Origin of the sequence: Herbaspirillum sp. GCM10030257, assembly GCF_042666555.1 — a bacterium.
In the GTDB taxonomy this organism is placed as follows: Bacteria; Pseudomonadota; Gammaproteobacteria; order Burkholderiales; family Burkholderiaceae_D; genus Noviherbaspirillum.
In genome coordinates, this window is record NZ_JBHTDH010000023.1 from 18,458 (window position 1) to 35,071 (window position 16,614).

Annotated in this window: 14 protein-coding genes; 6 read left to right on the top strand and 8 right to left on the bottom strand. The window is 55.8% G+C overall.

The window, feature by feature from the left end; all coding sequences use genetic code 11:
* Positions 1–3: 3 nt before the first annotated feature.
* Both ACFQUU_RS23335 and ACFQUU_RS23340 read right to left on the bottom strand, forming a co-directional pair.
* On the bottom strand, positions 4–1,392 hold the full coding sequence (locus ACFQUU_RS23335) for a nucleobase:cation symporter-2 family protein (RefSeq protein WP_382250518.1): 1,389 nt from the start codon (positions 1,390–1,392) through the stop codon (positions 4–6).
* Between the two features lie 207 nt (positions 1,393–1,599).
* Positions 1,600–2,520 (bottom strand): LysR family transcriptional regulator, encoded by a 921-nt coding sequence (locus ACFQUU_RS23340; RefSeq protein ID WP_382250519.1) that lies wholly within the window; start codon positions 2,518–2,520, stop codon positions 1,600–1,602.
* A gap of 267 nt (positions 2,521–2,787) precedes the next feature.
* Here ACFQUU_RS23340 and ACFQUU_RS23345 point away from each other — a divergent pair, with 267 nt between their 5' ends.
* The 4 genes from ACFQUU_RS23345 to ACFQUU_RS23360 all read left to right on the top strand — a co-directional run bounded on the left by ACFQUU_RS23345 (position 2,788) and on the right by ACFQUU_RS23360 (position 6,947).
* Entirely contained in the window at positions 2,788–3,651 is an 864-nt protein-coding gene (locus ACFQUU_RS23345; protein ID WP_382250520.1) for an FAD binding domain-containing protein, read from the top strand.
* Positions 3,648–4,142, top strand: a complete 495-nt coding sequence (locus ACFQUU_RS23350; protein ID WP_382250521.1) for a (2Fe-2S)-binding protein — start codon at positions 3,648–3,650, stop codon at positions 4,140–4,142. Before ACFQUU_RS23345 ends, ACFQUU_RS23350 begins: the two co-directional genes overlap by 4 nt.
* Positions 4,139–6,424, top strand: coding sequence for a xanthine dehydrogenase family protein molybdopterin-binding subunit (locus ACFQUU_RS23355; protein WP_382250522.1), 2,286 nt, complete (start codon positions 4,139–4,141; stop codon positions 6,422–6,424). Before ACFQUU_RS23350 ends, ACFQUU_RS23355 begins: the two co-directional genes overlap by 4 nt.
* 187 nt (positions 6,425–6,611) lie before the next feature.
* Positions 6,612–6,947, top strand: coding sequence for a hypothetical protein (locus ACFQUU_RS23360; RefSeq protein ID WP_382250523.1), 336 nt, complete (start codon positions 6,612–6,614; stop codon positions 6,945–6,947).
* A gap of 628 nt (positions 6,948–7,575) precedes the next feature.
* Here the strand turns inward: ACFQUU_RS23360 and ACFQUU_RS23365 are convergent.
* From ACFQUU_RS23365 to ACFQUU_RS23375, 3 genes are all read right to left on the bottom strand, one after another.
* Positions 7,576–8,958, bottom strand: coding sequence for a UbiD family decarboxylase (locus ACFQUU_RS23365; protein ID WP_382250524.1), 1,383 nt, complete (start codon positions 8,956–8,958; stop codon positions 7,576–7,578).
* Between the two features lie 74 nt (positions 8,959–9,032).
* Positions 9,033–9,947, bottom strand: a complete 915-nt coding sequence (locus ACFQUU_RS23370; protein WP_382250525.1) for an amidohydrolase family protein — start codon at positions 9,945–9,947, stop codon at positions 9,033–9,035.
* A 45-nt stretch (positions 9,948–9,992) separates the two neighbouring features.
* Entirely contained in the window at positions 9,993–10,901 is a 909-nt protein-coding gene (locus tag ACFQUU_RS23375; protein ID WP_382250526.1) for an amidohydrolase family protein, read from the bottom strand.
* Positions 10,902–11,318: 417 nt separating this feature from the next.
* Here ACFQUU_RS23375 and ACFQUU_RS23380 point away from each other — a divergent pair, with 417 nt between their 5' ends.
* The gene (locus ACFQUU_RS23380; protein WP_382250527.1) at positions 11,319–12,710 is read left to right on the top strand and encodes an MATE family efflux transporter; all 1,392 of its coding nucleotides are present in this window, start codon (positions 11,319–11,321) and stop codon (positions 12,708–12,710) included.
* Positions 12,711–12,810: 100 nt separating this feature from the next.
* Here the strand turns inward: ACFQUU_RS23380 and ACFQUU_RS23385 are convergent, their stop codons facing one another.
* Genes ACFQUU_RS23385 through ACFQUU_RS23395 form a run of 3 tightly spaced genes read right to left on the bottom strand, consistent with a single transcriptional unit; the run spans position 12,811 to position 15,560 of the window.
* Positions 12,811–13,776, bottom strand: a complete 966-nt coding sequence (locus ACFQUU_RS23385) for a Bug family tripartite tricarboxylate transporter substrate binding protein (protein WP_382250528.1) — start codon at positions 13,774–13,776, stop codon at positions 12,811–12,813.
* Between the two features lie 43 nt (positions 13,777–13,819).
* Positions 13,820–14,200, bottom strand: coding sequence for a hypothetical protein (locus tag ACFQUU_RS23390; protein ID WP_382250529.1), 381 nt, complete (start codon positions 14,198–14,200; stop codon positions 13,820–13,822).
* Between the two features lie 10 nt (positions 14,201–14,210).
* A complete protein-coding gene (locus tag ACFQUU_RS23395) occupies positions 14,211–15,560 on the bottom strand; it encodes an acyclic terpene utilization AtuA family protein (RefSeq protein ID WP_382250530.1) in 1,350 nt (449 codons plus the stop codon).
* Positions 15,561–15,694: 134 nt separating this feature from the next.
* Here ACFQUU_RS23395 and ACFQUU_RS23400 point away from each other — a divergent pair, with 134 nt between their 5' ends.
* Positions 15,695–16,606, top strand: coding sequence for a LysR family transcriptional regulator (locus ACFQUU_RS23400; protein ID WP_382250531.1), 912 nt, complete (start codon positions 15,695–15,697; stop codon positions 16,604–16,606).
* Positions 16,607–16,614 lie beyond the last annotated feature (8 nt).

The window sequence follows — 16,614 nt, forward strand, 5'->3', positions numbered from 1 at the left end:
CAATCAGGACGCAGTTGCAGTCGGTTCTTCTGCAATTGCGAATGCCACTTCGTTTTCTTTGCCGGCTCCGTTAAACAGGATGTTCAACAGCAGTGCAGTAAGCGTGCCAAGCAGAATGCCGTTCTGGCAGAACTTTGCCAGCAGCTCGGGCAACTGTACAAAGAACTTGTCGGCCACCAGCGGTATCATTCCCAGTGCAAGACTGACTGCGACGATGTACAGATTCTTATTGTTCCTGGTGAAATCGACATGCATCAATATCTTGATACCGGTGGCGGCGACCATGCCAAACATCACGAGGGCAGCGCCTCCGAGCACATATTGGGGAATGGAAGCAGCAAAATAGGCAAGCTTCGGCAAGCATCCCAGAACGACGAGGATACCGCCAGCGGCAGCACACACCCACCGGCTGCGTACGCCCGTTACCTGAACCAGTCCAATGTTCTGCGCATACGACGTGTAGGTGAACGTGTTGAATATGGAGCCCAGGATAGCGCCGACGCCATCGGCGCGCAGCCCACGGGCGATATCGGTGCGTGTAATCGGTTTGCCGACAACTTCGCCAACAGCGAGAAACTGGCCAACGCCTTCGACCATGATAACCATCATGACGATACACAGCGTAATGCTCGACATCACATCAAATGTAGGCAGGCCAAATTGAAAAGGCAGGATAGGATAAAACCAGCTCGCCGAAGCGACGCCATCAAAGTTGACCTTGCCGAGTGAAAGCGCAATCAGGAAGCCGACCATAATGCCGAGCAGAACAGAAAGATTGGCGATGAAACCCTTGGCGAAAGCGACCAGGAGCAAGACAGTCAGCAAGACCATTCCAGAGATCGCCAGATTGACTGGCAAACCATAGTTCGGATTTGGCATCGGGCCTGATGGGCCTGAGATGGTCGGATTTCCACCGGCCGCCCAATTAATGCCGACCCGCATCAACGATATACCGATCACCAGGACAACTGTGCCAGTAACAACGGGCGGAAACCATTTTACGAGGCGGCTGACGTAGGGGGACGCCAGATAGGTAAAAATGCCGGCCACCATCACAGCACCGAACACTGCCTGCATGCCAAGTGCAGGATTGGACCCGGTAGCGATGATCGGTGCAATAGCAGTGAACGTTACTCCCATCATCATGGGCAGGCGAATACCGATATTCCAGATGCCGACACTTTGTATCAACGTGACCAAACCGCAGCAAAACAAGTCAGCGGCGATAAGGAGCGCAATCTGGTCTTTGGGCAGCTTGAGTGCGCCGCCGATAATCATCGGTACCGCAATGGCGCCAGCGTACATGACTAACACATGCTGCAAGCCAAGTGCAGTAAGTTTCGATACGGGAAGAACTTCGTCGACCGGGTGGACTTTTTCAGTACTGGACATGCTGTCTCCTATGGTTCCCCAGACCGACTGGGGGAGCTATACGGTGAAATACGCTCGCATCGGCTATGTGCACCTTGAGAATGCCAGCTGATCTATTACGGGTAAATACGCAAAGACCAATTTATCAATCGTATTATCCGATGAGTGACTTTAACTGATCGTATACATGATATACAGATGCCGGCATAGCCTAGATGCCACTAGCTCTCACTGCTCGGCAAGCTCTTGTTTGTTGCGGATCAACAGATCACGAAAATGCTGTGCCGGTGGAGAAAGCGAGCGCCCTGCATGAAACAGCAAGGACACTTCGCGTCGGATGACAGGATTGGTCACGGTTTTAACCACCAGCCCAAGCCCGGCTGCGAGCCTGCTCACCGCCGTACTCATCACGGCAATTCCAAGACCGGCCTCCACCATGCCAACCATGGTCAGTGGCAAATACACTTCATGCAGGCGCGAGAGCGTTATTCCTTCCATCAGCAAGGCACTGTCGAGGCGCTCGCGGATCGGGTTGCCATGCCGCGGGCCGATCAAGGGCATATCGGCAAGATCCTGCCACCGCAATTCACGCTTGCGTACAAGTGGATGATCCGAACGCATGATGACGACAAACGCATCGGAAGACAACAAATGCGCCCCGAGGTCCAGCTTGCTGTCAGCCTCCGTTCCTATGCCGAAATCGACTTCGCCCAAGCGCACCATTTGTGGAACTTCATGCTCCGCAACGTCGTGCAACTCCACTTTGACCCCGGGGTATTCGATACAAAACTGCCGGATAAATCGCGGCAGCATCAGTGCTGCCTGGACCGACGACGCGGCAATCGATACGCGACCCCGTCCGAGCGTTCTCAGCTCGCTTGAATTTTCAATAACGCTATCGATGTCTGCGACCGCCTTTTTTACCAGCGGCAATAGTTCGGCGCCGGCTTGCGTGATTTGTAATAAACGCGTGTGACGATCGAACAGGCGGAGGCCAAGGTTCGCTTCAAGTTCATGTACTAGAGCGCTGACGGATGACTGCGACAAATTCAGCTTGTCGGCGGCACGGGTGAAGTGCCCTTCCGCTGCGACTGCAATAAACGCTCGCAGTTGGCGCAAGGAAACGTTCATGTTGGCGAGATTTTTCATGAAGCAAAAAACTCCGGGATCACCAAAGGTTTAGTTGGTTTCGGCACTCCCGTCATAGCGGGCAAGATCACGGCCTAAGTGCAATTGGCAGGCATCCAATTGGCGCAATTCATAGGGTAACACGATTAATAAATAGGATTGCACCTATTTACCGATTGCTTTCAAACAGAGATTATCACGTTGACCGGCGGCTAGTCAGCATCTGCAAATATGAATGCCGGCAAAGCACGCGTCGTCGTGGCTACCACGATCACTTAAGGAATAGAGATGAAAGACTTTCAGTACTTTGAACCTGTAACGCTATCTGATGCAGTGTCGCTGCTGCAGAGCAGCAACGGCAAGGCAAGCTTGATCGCCGGTGGCACCGACCTCCTTGTGCAGATCAAGGAACATATGCGGCACCCCGATCAAGTTATCAACATCAAGAAAATCCCCGGCATGGACGATCTGCACTTCGATCCGGAAAACGGGCTGCGGATTGGCGCGCTGACCACCACACGTGCCGTAGAAACGTCGCCGATTGTACAAAAGCATTATGCAAGTCTTGCGCGCGCCACGACTGACTTCGCCTCCATCCAGGTCCGTAATCGTGCAACGGTGGTCGGCAACGTGTGCCGCGCTTCCCCATCTGCGGACACGTTGCCGCCACTGATTGCGGATGGCGCGACACTGCAGGTCTACGGCCCGAAAGGTCGTCGCATTGAACGGATGGAGGACTTTTTCACCGGTCCCGGCAAAACCGTGCTCGGATCTGACGAGATCGTTACGCACATCATGATACCGCCACCCTTACCGCATACCGGCAAGGTCTATATCAAGCACGGACGCCGTATCGCGATGGAGCTGGCCACCGTCGGCGTGGCCGTCAGCCTGACGATGGACGGCGATACCTGCAGCGAAGTCCGCATTGTGCTGGCCGCGGTGGCGCCAACGCCGATCCGGGCCAAACGTGCCGAACAAATGCTGCGCAACAAGCGCATCGACCAGGAAGCAATCGCCGCCGCTGCATTTGCCGCCAAAGAAGAAGCGCGGCCGATCAGCGACGTGCGCGGCAGTGATGCCTACCGGCGGCAAATGGTCAGCGTCCTAACAAAGAGAGCCATTGAACAGGCAATGAAGGAAGCACAATGAAACAGATTATCTCCCTCACCTTGAATGACGAGCAGCGGGAACTCGCGATCGAACCGAATCGGACGCTGCTCGATACCTTGCGTAACGACGCAGGTTTAACCGGCACCAAGAAAGGCTGCGATGTCGGTGAATGCGGCTCATGTACCGTCATCCTCGACGGCAAGCCGGTGAATTCCTGCCTGGTTCTGGCCGGCGAAGTGAACGGCTGCAAGATCACCACCATCGAGGGTATCCAGCGCTCCTGCGACGAAGTGCATCCGCTGCAAGACAACTTCATGAAATGCGGCGCTGCACAATGCGGCTTTTGTACTCCTGGATTCATCGTCATGGCAAAAGCACTGCTGGACGAAAATCCGGCCCCGACCACGGACGAAATCCGCTTCGCCATTGCCGGCAATATCTGCCGTTGCACCGGCTATACAAAGATCATCGAAGCGATCGACCGCACCGCCGGCCAGATGAATGAAACCACACAGGGGGAAACACGATGACACATTCGATTATCGGCACTAGCGTCAAGCGCACCGACCTGTTGGCAAAAGTCACGGGCGATGCCAAATATGTGGCCGACATGCACATGCCCGGCCTGTTGTTCGGGAAAACCAAGCGGTGTAACGTTGCCCATGCGAAGATTAAACGCATCGACGTCAGCAAGGCACGCGCGCTGCCCGGTGTCAAGGCAGTGCTGACCCACGAAAACGTTCCCCGTGTGCTGCACGCCGGTTCTCCTCACCCACGCTCTGCTTCGGTTACCTGCGATCAGTACATACTCGACAACAAGGTACGTTACTGGGGTGAAGGCGTTGCGGTTGTCGCCGCGGTCAGCGAAGAGATCGCTGAGAAGGCCATTGGCCTAATCGAGGTCGAATATGAAGAGCTTCCGGCCGTATTTACGGTAGAAGAGGCACAGCGTCCGGATGCACCACTGATCCATGACCGCGAACCCGGCGGCAATCTCGTGCTGCCGCCCGCCATTTTCACGCGGGGCAATGTGGAAAAGGGGTTTGCTGAAGCTGATTTCATTCTCGAAGGCGAGTATGAGGGCGGCCGTCCGACACCTGCTTACATGGAACCGAATGTCTGCACCTGCCAATGGGATGGCAATGGCAACTTGACAGTATGGATTTCGACCCAGACAGCCTTCATGGTGCGTGGCATCATGGCGGAAGTGCTCGGGCTGCCTTTGCACAAGGTCCGTGTACTGGTCGACCATATGGGTGGCGGCTTTGGCGCGAAACAGGATTTGTTCCAGCACGAGTTCTTATGCGCGCTGCTGGCGAAAGAAACCAAGCGTCCGGTCAGGATGGAGTTCACGCGCGAGGAGACTTTCCTCGGCGGGCGCACCCGGCATCCGGCAAAAATCTGGCTTAAGCAGGGCTTCAGAAAAGACGGCACGATCACCGCGCGCCAGGCACGTGTGGTATTCAACTCTGGGGCATATGGTTCCCATGGCCCGGGCGTCACCAACGTCGGCACGTCGGCATTGGTTTCCTTATATCGCTGTGAGAACGTGCACCTGGAAGGCCGTTGCGTGTACACCAACAGCCCAATCGCCGGCGCATTCCGCGGCTATGGCGTCGTGCAAACCTATTATGCGCTCGACATCCAGATGGATGAGGCGGCAGTGAAGCTCGGGATGGATCCGGCGGAGCTCAAATTGCAGAACGCGGTGCGCGAAGGCGACATCGCACCATCCAATCATCCCCTGATCGGCCACGGGCTGGAAGCCTGCATAAAGAAAGGCATGGAGTTGACCGATTGGCGTAATCTGCGCCGTCAGCCGCGCAAGGCAGAAGGTCCGATCCGTTACGGCTGGGGTATCGGCTGCGAAATGCACGGTAGCAGCGCTTACCCAGGCATCAAGGAGCAAGGCAACGCTATCGTCAAGATGAATGAAGACGGTACCGCTGTACTATTGACCGGTACCGCGGGACTGGGCACCGGCGCACATACGGCCCTGGCGCAAATCGTTGCAGAAGAAATCGGTTTGAAATTCGAGGACGTGTCGGTAGTCCATGGTGACACCGATGTGGTTCCCTGGGACATCGGCGCATTCGCGAGCCACACCACCTATATGGGTGGCCGGGCCGCGCAAATGGCTGCGGCCGAAGTGAAGAAGCAGATGCTGAAGCGTGCGGCCGAGCAGCTCGACGCCAGGATAGAAGACCTCCTGGTGGCCGACGGCGAAATCACCGTGCGCGAGCGCCCTGGCCGAGGCATGACCGTGCGAGAAGCCGTGATGCCGAAGATGGGTATTCCCGCAGCACAGCTGGTCGGCACCGCGACTTATCATCCGACGAAGTCCTACTCGTTCGCCGCACATTTTGTTGAAGTTCGTGTCGATACGGAGACCGGTTACATTACGGTCGAACAGGTCATCCCGGTTCATGAAATCGGTAAGGTAATCCATCCTGTTGCCGCCGCCGGCCAGATCGAAGGCGGTATTCAACAAGGCATCGGGCATACGCTGTACGAGGATTACCAGATCGATATGCGCACCGGCCGCTCGCTCAACGCCAACTTCGTCGATTACAAGATGCCGCTGGCAATGGACATGCCGCCGATCAAGACCGTGATTCTTGAAACCGCACCGGACCCGGGTGGCCCTTTTGGCGCGAAAGGCGTCGGCGAAGACCCTATCGTCGCTATCGGCCCGGCTATCGCCAATGCGGTGTACGACGCAATTGGCGTGCGTTTCCGGCATTACCCGATCAAGCCGGAACAGGTCCTGAATGCTCTGGCAGAGTTGAAAGAGCAAAATCACACCGCCTAGGTTTGTACCGGGCGCCAAAGCATAGCTGCCTCGCGATGCCGGACGTGTATGGTCGTTCCCTAAAGGGATAACGATACGCGTCCGGCTACAGGACAGACCTGCGGTCTACGCTACTGCCAATTCCACCAATACCTCACCGCTCTCCAATGTCTTTGGAGAGCCATATTTACGACACAGGAGTAATGCAATGTCGAACGGGATAATCGACCAACATGTTGGCGATACCACGGAAAGACTGCACCTCAGTGCTTTCAATGCCGCTTTCGACGAATTAGGTCTGAGATGGCACTGGGACGATAAAACGTATCATGAACTCCGTCGCCATTCATGTGAAAAAGAACGCGTTCGGATCTATCTGCAAACCCATCAGTCGCATTTGCTTACCGCCTACGATGCCAGTTTCCTGGTTGAGGCCATCTATGCAGTCAAAGCGCGCCGCTATGAAGCAATGGTGAATGGCGGTATGCAAGCCGTTCCGGATGTCGACTGGGCAGCGGTGCAGCGTTTCAGGCGAGACATTTAAGGCCGCACGGTCCAACAAGATCCAGACGCACACGGCGTGCACGGCATTTCTATAGAGGGCACTCGCGCTCTAGATTCAAACCTGATTTGAACGGATCGTTACGCCGTGTTTTGGCAGTCCGTTCGATTCCATCCGCTTATTGAAAATTAAGTAGATACTTGACGCACTCAACCCCCATCCCAACCTTCCCCCTGCCAGGGGGAAGGGGCCGTGTTCCCTCCCCCGGGCAGGGGGAGGGCTAGGGGCGCCCGGCGTAGGGTGGGGTCGAAAGTATCAATACGCGCCTCAATCATTTACTTCCTGACTGCTCAATAGCGCGTCGATTGCTACATCGGTAGAAAGCAAATACCACGTGTAAACGTGGTCCTCATACCATAACGGATCCTGCGCTACTGCAGCAAATCCCGGAGATTCAAAACAACATCCGCAATCTGTAATACTTGTAATCCGTGCAGGCTGCTAGGCCTTGCTTTGCAAACCAATGTGCCTCGTTTGGGAAATTGATCGATGTCGTACAAAAGGACATCGTGACAATTGACGATAGTGCGTCATTGCCAGGATGTCCTTGTCTTCGAACGCGGTGTCAAGTTATCGACACCGCGGCTCATTCATTGTCCAGCAAACTAAATCACATCTTCATGCGTGACAGTATTTGCATCGCCCGCTGCATCTTTTCCGGACCAATCTGTGCACGTATGCCATCGAAATTCGGCCCGCGTGTGGCGTCCAGTCCCATTCGTGAAGTCGTTCCGGCGCCCGAAGCAGAAGGGTCCAGCGCGCTGCCCGGCAGTCCGTCTACGATGACGACATCAAGATGCGGTTGCAGATGAGTCGCTACCGCCCACAGCACTTCTTCGTCACGGGTAATATCGACGTCTGAATCGACTGCGATAACCGTCTTCAGGTAAGGGTCCCAGCCAAGCAGGCCCAGCATCACCTGGCGAGCCTCACCAGCGCGCATCTGCTTCAATGCGACGTAGGCGTGGAAATGTGTACCCGAACTGGGATAATGGACGGCTGTAACCCCGGGGAAGCGTTCCTTCAGCTTTTCAACCATCTCGGACTCGCGCGGCACCCGGCCGAGATTGAGGTGCTCGGCAGAATTTCCACCTACTACGTCCACCAGAACTGCGTTACGCCGCCGTAGAACGGATTCGACGCGGAAGAGATTATTTGTCGAACGATCCGACGAGTAGCCAGTAAATTCTCCGAACGGCCCCTCTTCCACCTTCGCGTCCGGATCGATCACGCCTTCCAGCACGATCTCGGCATAGGCCGGTACGGCAATGCCATACTTGGGTGTCCGAATCACATCCAGCGGAGCACCGAACAGGCCGCCCGCGACATCTCTCTCGTCAACGCCAAAGGGAAGACGCGCCGCGCCTGCGAGCATGAACAACGGATGCGCACCGATAACCATCGCGACCGGTAACGGTTTTCCACGCTCCTTTGCGATCTGCAGCAAGCGCCACAAATGACCGCGCGAATGCAGGCTGGTTGCGATCTCCGATTTTGAATGCAGCATCGAACGATGGTAACTGACGTTGCCGACACCGGTATCAGGATGTTCCGCCACCAGAATGGAATTGGTGATGTATGGGCAACGGTCTGTTGCGAAATGCTTGATGATCGGCAGCGTCGTCAGATCGATTTGTCGCTGTTCGACGGTATCAAGGATGGGGCCGTTCTCGACCAGGCGTGGCGGCATCATCCTGCGGCTGCGTGCCTGATACTCTTGGTGAATACCTGCCGCATCGACGCCCAGCATGCGGCCAATTCTTTCGCGCGACGCAAAGATATTGGTGACCAGCTGGGCACCGAGATCCTTGACGTTCTCAAATACCAGGAGGGGGTGCCGTCCTTGCGATGCAAGTTCCCAGACGATGGCGGTAGCGTCTTGATCAGTACTTACTTCTTCCTTAATGGTAAGTACGTCGTCGGAATACCGGTCCCGGTAATGCTGCAGGAATTCATGAAAATCCTGTTGGCCTGGAGAAGTTGACAGAGTCATTTTGTTTTCTCTTTAAATCGGCTCGACGGCACGCATAGTTCATCCGCGTGCCGCCCACAGCACAGTTACCTAACTTACTTGACGCCGGCGTAAGTGTCGGTCAAACGGGCTTTTGCATCCTCCGCGTCGCGCGGCGGCGGCGTGGTCTTGAGACCGATGAGACGTGCGATATTGTTGCCCATATAGTCTTCCAGACCATCTTCATCGAGGTCCATGCCCTGAGGAGCGGGACCACACAGCATTTCGAGCTCGCGCAACCACATGCCGGGCTCATTCGGCGGGGTATCCGTGCCGAACACGATCTTGTTGCGTGGCAGCTGCTTTGCAAACTCGACGATACGCGACTGGAAGCACCATCCTGATTCGCAATAGACGTTCGGTGTGTCCATCGCCATCCAGAATGCTTCAAACGAATAATTGCCGCCGGTCTGGATGCCGAAGTGCCCGATAATGAAGTTGACCATCGGGAACTCGCGGATGATCGGATAGAACATCGTGGGAATGGTATACGGGCCGTCACCGGTGTGGATCAGCACGACCACGTTGTACTTCGCGCACATCTTCATCGCAGGACGCAGCCAGTCCAATGCTCGGTCCGGACGATAGCCGTGCATGTTGGCGTGCAGCTTCAGCATCTTGAAGCCATATTCCTTGACATGATGTTCGAGTTCGAGCGCGCCCTCTTCCGGACCCCAACGTGGATTGAAGGTGAAATTGCCGATGAAACGGTCCGGGTATTTTTGGCAAAGTTCGGCGATGTAGGACATGTAGTCACGAATGCCTTCACGTCCGCGGCGGTTGCCGTCACGGTAGCCGGTGTTACCTGGTGGAGGCTGGATGAAGCCCATGTCGATACGGCGCGGCTTGCCATTGATCATGTATGGACCGTCCATGATCTTGAGCATACGTTCGCCGGTAAATGGGGTGCCAGTGTGACGCCATGCCTCGTCTACGAGGTTGGTCGGGTGCAGGTGTGTATCGATAATCATTAAATTTCTCCGAATTCAGAAAGGAATCGCGTGAGCGCGCTGGTCTCAGGCAGCCTTTGCCAGACGGGCTTTTGCCTCGTCGAGACTACGCGGCACCGGTGTTGGCTCAAGGCCAATCATGCGGGCGACGTTGTTGCCGAGGTAGTCTTCCAGCGTATCTTCGTCAAGATTGAGTCCCTGCGGCGGCTCCATGCAAAGCACTTCGAGCAGGCGCAGCCACATGCCAGGTTCGTTTGGCGGCGTGTCGGAACCGAAGAGAATTTTGTGCGTCGGCAGGACCTTGGCAAATTCGACGATACGCGATTGCAGGCACCAGCCCGATTCGCAATAGACGTTCGGCAAATCCATCGCGAGCTGGAACGGTTCGAAGCAATATACGCCGCCAGTCTGCACGCCGAAGTGAGCCATGATGAAGTTGACGGTTGGGAACTCCTTGATCATCGGGACCCACTCTGTCGGAATGCTGTACGGGCCATCGCCAGTGTGCAGCTTGACCAGTACGCCGAGCTCGGCACACTTCTGCAATGCCGGCCGCAGCCAGTCGAGCGCACGGTCCGGCCGATATGCATGCATATTTGCCTGGAACTGTACCATCTTGAATCCGAGATTCTTTACGTAGTGCTCGATGGCGTTTACGCCGTTCTGTACACCGCAACGGGGGTTGTACACGAAGCAGCCGATGAAACGGTCAGGATATTTCTTGACCATCTCAACGGTGTAAGCCATGTAGGCGTCGATAGACTCGCTGCCTGACTTTTCACCGTCAGTGTAGGTATAAATTGTGTTGCCTTGCGGGGGCTGGATGAATGCCTTGTCGATGCGGCGTGGCTTGCCGTTAATCGTGAACGGTCCGTCCATCATCTGGATGAGCCGCTCCCCTGTAAATGGCTCGCCGTCGTGGCGCCATGCCAGGTCGACAAGATTGGTCGGATAACAGCTGGTGTCGATAATCATGAGGGTTTCTCCTCGCAGTGCTTCAGGTTAGGGAGGCGCAGGTCTTTGCGGGACTTGCGTTCTGCTTTCTGGAGGACTGTCAGGAGGGTCGGTCTTTCATTGAATCCCACTGACGAGTACTCCGCCAGTGAGCAATCTCCAACTGAACTGTTGCGGCGTTGCACCGCGGGTTGTTCAATCGACCGCTTCTACCCACTTACAGCTTCAATTTATACATGGGCACGTAGTGCAATGTCAATAGCTATTGCCGCTACGGTATATAAGCAGAACCCTATACCGGTCGTAAGATTTGCGGCATATTGCAGCCACGATTATGCTGCGAACCTTGTAGCTTTGCACGGTACCGAACTGGATATTTAGACAATTCATGGTGCATAGCGCCATAGCCGCGATCAAGAGTATCAGTAGAAATCTTTTATGACAAACGCAAGCACAAGCACGAGGCGCCTCCTTTCAGTTGAAACATCAGCCTGGGTATCGGACATCCGCGCAACTCTTTTTCTTGGCTGGCCACTTATCCTGACCAACCTCGCCCAGACCGCATTAACCGCCACCGACCTGGCATTGATCGGGCGCCTAGGGGCTGCCGAACTCGCCGCTGCCGCATTGTCTGCCAGCCTATATCACACACTGATGATCTTCAGCCTTGGGGTGATGTCCGCGGCGGTTCCGATCATCGCCACTTATCTCGGTGGCCGCCGCTATGCGATCAAGCAAATAAGGGCAACCGTGCGCCACGGCCTATGGTCAGCACTGCTGATCTGTATTCCTGTATGGATATTGCTTTGGCACGCCGACGTATTGTTTGTCCTGATGGGACAGTCAGCCGAAACTGCGGCGCGTTCCATGCAATTCATGCACGGACTTCAATGGGCGCTTCTTCCCTACCTCGCATATGTCGTGTTGCGTTCGTTTTTGAACGCGCAAGAGAGCCCGCTGTGGACGCTCTTAATTGCCGGCATTGCCATTGCTTTCAACGCGCTGATCGGGTGGTGCCTGATTTTTGGCAAACTGGGATTTCCTGCCATGGGCTTGCAGGGTGCAGGCATCGCGAGCACCTGTTCAAGCATACTGATGTTTGCAGGACTTGCGCTGGTAATCAGTTTTCATCCGCGTTTCCGCCGTTATCACCTGTTCAGCAAACTCTGGCAAGTTCATTGGGACCAACTGCTGTATTTTTGGCGGCTCGGTTTGCCGATTGGGGCGACGTTCGCATTCGAGAGCTCAATCTTTTATGCCGCGGTAATGATGATGGGCCAGTTTGGTCCTACACCGCTTGCCGCGCATGCGATCGCCATGCAGATTGCATCGCTGGGCTTCATGGTACCGCTAGGCTTCGGACAGGTTGCAACGATAAGGGTCGGACGCGCGCACGGTGCGGCAGACTACGCCGCAGCTAGGCGTGCCGGCTGGAGCGCGTATATTCTTGGGGTTGGCTTCATGGGAATCACGGCTTTGTTCATGCTGCTTGCACCTAAGATAATGATTAGCCCATTTCTTGATATCGATCTTCCAGCGAATGCTGATGTCGTCAGGACGGCTATGGTATTCCTGGGTCTAGCGGCGTTATTCCAGCTTGTGGATGGCGCGCAGGCGGTGGGCGCCGGCATGTTGAGAGGCATTCACGATACGCGTGTGCCGATGCTGCTTGCTGCGCTTGGCTACTGGGGCATTGGCTTGCCTCTTGGCGGCGTACTGGCTTTTGCAGCAGGCCTCGGCGGAGTCGGCATCTGGCTCGGCCTGGCTACCGGCCTTGCTGTTGTTGCCACCCTGATGACACGCCGCTGGATTCAGCTTAGCGGTGTATAAAAAATAGTTGGGATAAAAAGCTTGGTTTGGTTTGCCAAGCGTCTGCGGGGCACGTTACGTTACCCCGCATTCGTCTTCCTGGAAACCTTCACGTGAACAATTATTCCTTTTCGATTCCAGCCTTTTTCACAATTTCTTCCCACTTCTTCGATTCCGAAGTCTGGAACTTCGCAAGCTCATCTGGTGTGGTAATGAACGGGTCAACGCCAGCATTGGTATAGAAGGTATTGGCTGTAGGGCTCTTCGCTGCCTTGGCGAAGAATTCATTGAGCTTGTTGACAATGGCTGGCGGCGTCTTTGCCGGCGCATAGGCTGCGAACCAGTACCCCATGTCGTAGCCCGGCACGCCGGCCTCTTCTATGGTCGGGACGTCGGGTGCGAGGGCTGAGCGCTTCTTGGTGGACACACCGAGCGCACGCAGCTTGCCGCTCTTGATATGTGGCAGACCAGTCGCCGTGTCGGTGATCATCATGTCGATCTGGCTACCGAGCAGATCGGTGACTGCGAAAGTATTGCTCTTATAAGGGACGTGCAGGATCTGTATCCCGGCCAACTGTTGCAGCATTTCGCCGGCAATACGGCTGGAGGAACTGCCGCTGCCGAAGCTGAGTTTTCCGGGATTTTTCTTTGCGGCCGCGATGAACTCCTTGACGTTCATAATGGGCGACTGATTGTTGACGACCATGATCTGACCACCCTTGCCGAGGCCGGTAATGGGTGCAAAATCCTTGACCGGATCATAGGGCAGCTTTTTGTACAGATGTTCTGCGGCAGCGTGGGTGGTGTTTGTAGTGATAAAAACCGTATAGCCATCGGGAGCGGCTTTGGCCGCTTCACTTGCGCCGAGAAAGCCATTGGCGCCCGGCTTGTTTTCGACAATGACTTGCTGCTTGGTTTCGGCAGTAATCGCCTGCCCCATGGCGCGTGCAATCTGGTCGGTCGCAGTGCCCGAGGCGAACGGCACGACAAAGCGGATCGGCTTTTCAGGATACTCGGCGGCGGCGCCCGTCGATACCAGCAGGCAGACGGCGGACAAGACGATGGTTGGCAGGGTGAACAGTTTCATGCGGTGTCTCCTTTTGAATTGGATTGGTATTTACATCGTCGATTTATACGGTAATAGTCGTGCCGTTGGCCGGACGGAGAATCAAATCCTGCCATTGCCCAGGCACATCGATGACTGCCTGCAGCAGAACAAAGGCAAGCGATTTGCCATGCGAGTCAAGGTTGAGCGAGTCGTTGACGCCGCCGTCCAGCACGCCATCAAGGACGAAGTTCATTGCACCTAGTCGAGGCAGCAGGTAGCGATGTACTGCGCGTGGCCGGCGGCTCGCAAACAGTTGGGCGACCAGCTCTTCCGTCAGCTGATCTGCAAGCAGCGGAAACAATTGCTCGTGGTAGGCGATGACACTGATATTGGAGCGATCACCCTTGTCACCGGTGCGTGCATGCGCCAGCGTATAAAGCGGAGTTTGAACAGGTAGGGTCATGGGAATCTCGCTATTCCACGAAATGGTAGGTTTCCGTGACCACCTCGCGTGGCACCAGGCAGGATGTCGCGTTCAGGCGTGCACGCAAGGCTGTGCGTATTCCCCCTCCACCCGCCGGGCCGCAGGTATACAAAGCGTTCACCTCTCGCAGCAGACTGGTGGCAATTGTCTTGTTTTCATGTGTGCAGGCCGCACGCAGCCTGACGTCTTCGGCGTCAGCAATTCCGGCGCTGGGCGTTTTCCGCAGAAGCATGCCGTCGTCGTCGCCGAACACGCTGACAACACCGATCAGGTCGAAGCGTATTTTCAATTGCGGCAGGCGCTCCTTCAGTATCTGCATTGCCAGCCGCGCACGTGCGCCGGCACGCGGACCCGCATAAGAGATCTCGCCTTCAGCCAGCCATCCGCCTTCATAAAAGATATTCACCTTGAGTTGCTCCGGTCGCGCATGTCCGGTTACGCCAGTGACACGCACGCGGTTCTCGCCAGCCTGATGCACTTCCGCATTCGATATATCGGCAACCACATCAGGAGTCAGGTATGCGGCAGGGTCGTGCAATTCGTAAAGCAATTGTTCCTTGACCGTGCGCGTATCGACAATGCCACCTGTAGGTTCTGACTTGCTGACCTCGATGTTGCCGTCGCCATCGATCTCGACAATCGGATAGCCGACATGCGCGATATCGGGCACATCCTTGAAACCGGGGTCGGCGAAATATCCGCCCGTCACCTGGGCACCGCATTCGAGCAGATGCCCCGCCATTGTCCCCCGCGCCAGGCGGTTCCAGTCATCAAGTGCCCAGTTGAAGTGGGCCAGGGCCGGTCCAAGTGTCAGCGAAGGATCCGCAACGCGACCACAGACGACAATGTCAGCGCCTGCACGCAGCGCGTCCGCAATGGCAGTGGCGCCGATGTAGGCGTTGGCGCAGACAAAGCGATCCTGATCAAAGTGGTCGCCTAGCTGCCCACGCAGGAGTTCCTTTCCTTTTTCGTCGGCGATTTCATCACCGGTCACGACTGCAATCCGTGGTCTGGGAAGCCCCTGTTCTGCGGCAATCTGCTGAATTCTTCGCGCGGCGCCCACTGGGTTGGCAGCACCGAAATTGCTGATGATCGCGATCTTGTGCGCCAGGCATTTTGCCAGCACCGGCGTCAGCAGTTCGGCAAGCAGGGGCTCATAACCCATTGCCGGATTATCGCGCCGTGCAAGCTGGGCAAGGGCGAGTGTCCTTTCGGCAAGCGTTTCGAAAATAAGCGCGGCAGGTTTGCCACGCCGTATCAATGTCTCAACAACAGCTTGCGCGGCGTCGGTGCGATCGCCGGAAAATCCTGCGGCGGATCCAATCAGCAGATTGTTCATAGGGCGGGCACACGATGTCGTTTCTGATAAAGCAATTATAGGCAAGCGATTTCATCCGATTTACGGATAATTTCAATTGATTTATCTGAAATGCAGGATAAAATTCACGACAGCAATGATGCGGAAAGCTAATCATGAATATTTCGGCACGTGACCTGCGCGCCTTTATCGCCTTGGTGGAACAGAAGAACTTTACGCGTGCCGCCGAACAATGCTTCCTGTCGCAATCCGCATTCAGCGCGTTGATACAGGGGCTGGAAGCAGAACTGGGCGTCAAACTGTTTGCGCGAAGTACGCGGCGTGTCGAATTGACGGCAGAGGGTGGGGTCTTCGCGGAATCGGCCAAGCGTCTGCTGACCGAGCTGACACTGGTACACAGCGAGCTAAAGGATCTGGTCGATAAGCGTAAAGGCCGGGTCGCCGTTGCCGCGCTTCCCTCGCTCGCCGCCGGATGGCTGCCTGTCGTCCTCAAGGAATTCCGTGAGCTCTATCCCGGGGTGACAACGGAACTCACAGACACACTCTCCGACGAGTGTCTCGAACTGGTACGGCGAGGCCGTGCTGACTTTGCATTGTGTGCGGCCGGCGTCGAAATGGCGGGCCTGGAAGCTGAGCCACTATGCACCGATACCTTTTATGTCGTGATGCATGACAGCCATCCGCTTGCCAGCAAAAAGGTGGTGTCGGCTTCAGACCTGCAGCAGCAACCCTTCATTCATCTGACGCACAACAGCAGCGTGCGACAACTGCTGGACGCTGCTCTGCATCCGGCAAGAATCAACGGCATCATGGAAGTCGCCCATCTGGCCTCGGTCGCTTCTCTGGTCGCCAATAATGTCGGAATCAGTATTATCCCTTACCTTGCACTATTCCAGTTTTCACTCCCGCATCTTGTAGTACGGCCCCTGAAGGATCCAGAGATTGTCCGAACCATTTACGTGGTTCGCCTGCGTGACCGTCCGCTGCCGGTAGCTTCGGAAACCTTCCTCGCGTTGCTGAAAAAGCGCCGCTCGAAGATCGGTGCCGAATTGCTGAAGGAAACATAAGGCCTCGC

What these genes read in the sequence shown, in the direction of transcription:
- ACFQUU_RS23335 (WP_382250518.1), bottom strand. Translation starts at nt 1,392, where the DNA reads ATGTCCAGTACTGAAAAAGTCCACCCGGTCGACGAAGTTCTTCCCGTA.
- ACFQUU_RS23340 (WP_382250519.1), bottom strand. Translation starts at nt 2,520, where the DNA reads ATGAAAAATCTCGCCAACATGAACGTTTCCTTGCGCCAACTGCGAGCG.
- ACFQUU_RS23345 (WP_382250520.1), top strand. Translation starts at nt 2,788, where the DNA reads ATGAAAGACTTTCAGTACTTTGAACCTGTAACGCTATCTGATGCAGTG.
- ACFQUU_RS23350 (WP_382250521.1), top strand. Translation starts at nt 3,648, where the DNA reads ATGAAACAGATTATCTCCCTCACCTTGAATGACGAGCAGCGGGAACTC.
- ACFQUU_RS23355 (WP_382250522.1), top strand. Translation starts at nt 4,139, where the DNA reads ATGACACATTCGATTATCGGCACTAGCGTCAAGCGCACCGACCTGTTG.
- ACFQUU_RS23360 (WP_382250523.1), top strand. Translation starts at nt 6,612, where the DNA reads ATGTCGAACGGGATAATCGACCAACATGTTGGCGATACCACGGAAAGA.
- ACFQUU_RS23365 (WP_382250524.1), bottom strand. Translation starts at nt 8,958, where the DNA reads ATGACTCTGTCAACTTCTCCAGGCCAACAGGATTTTCATGAATTCCTG.
- ACFQUU_RS23370 (WP_382250525.1), bottom strand. Translation starts at nt 9,947, where the DNA reads ATGATTATCGATACACACCTGCACCCGACCAACCTCGTAGACGAGGCA.
- ACFQUU_RS23375 (WP_382250526.1), bottom strand. Translation starts at nt 10,901, where the DNA reads ATGATTATCGACACCAGCTGTTATCCGACCAATCTTGTCGACCTGGCA.
- ACFQUU_RS23380 (WP_382250527.1), top strand. Translation starts at nt 11,319, where the DNA reads ATGACAAACGCAAGCACAAGCACGAGGCGCCTCCTTTCAGTTGAAACA.
- ACFQUU_RS23385 (WP_382250528.1), bottom strand. Translation starts at nt 13,776, where the DNA reads ATGAAACTGTTCACCCTGCCAACCATCGTCTTGTCCGCCGTCTGCCTG.
- ACFQUU_RS23390 (WP_382250529.1), bottom strand. Translation starts at nt 14,200, where the DNA reads ATGACCCTACCTGTTCAAACTCCGCTTTATACGCTGGCGCATGCACGC.
- ACFQUU_RS23395 (WP_382250530.1), bottom strand. Translation starts at nt 15,560, where the DNA reads ATGAACAATCTGCTGATTGGATCCGCCGCAGGATTTTCCGGCGATCGC.
- ACFQUU_RS23400 (WP_382250531.1), top strand. Translation starts at nt 15,695, where the DNA reads ATGAATATTTCGGCACGTGACCTGCGCGCCTTTATCGCCTTGGTGGAA.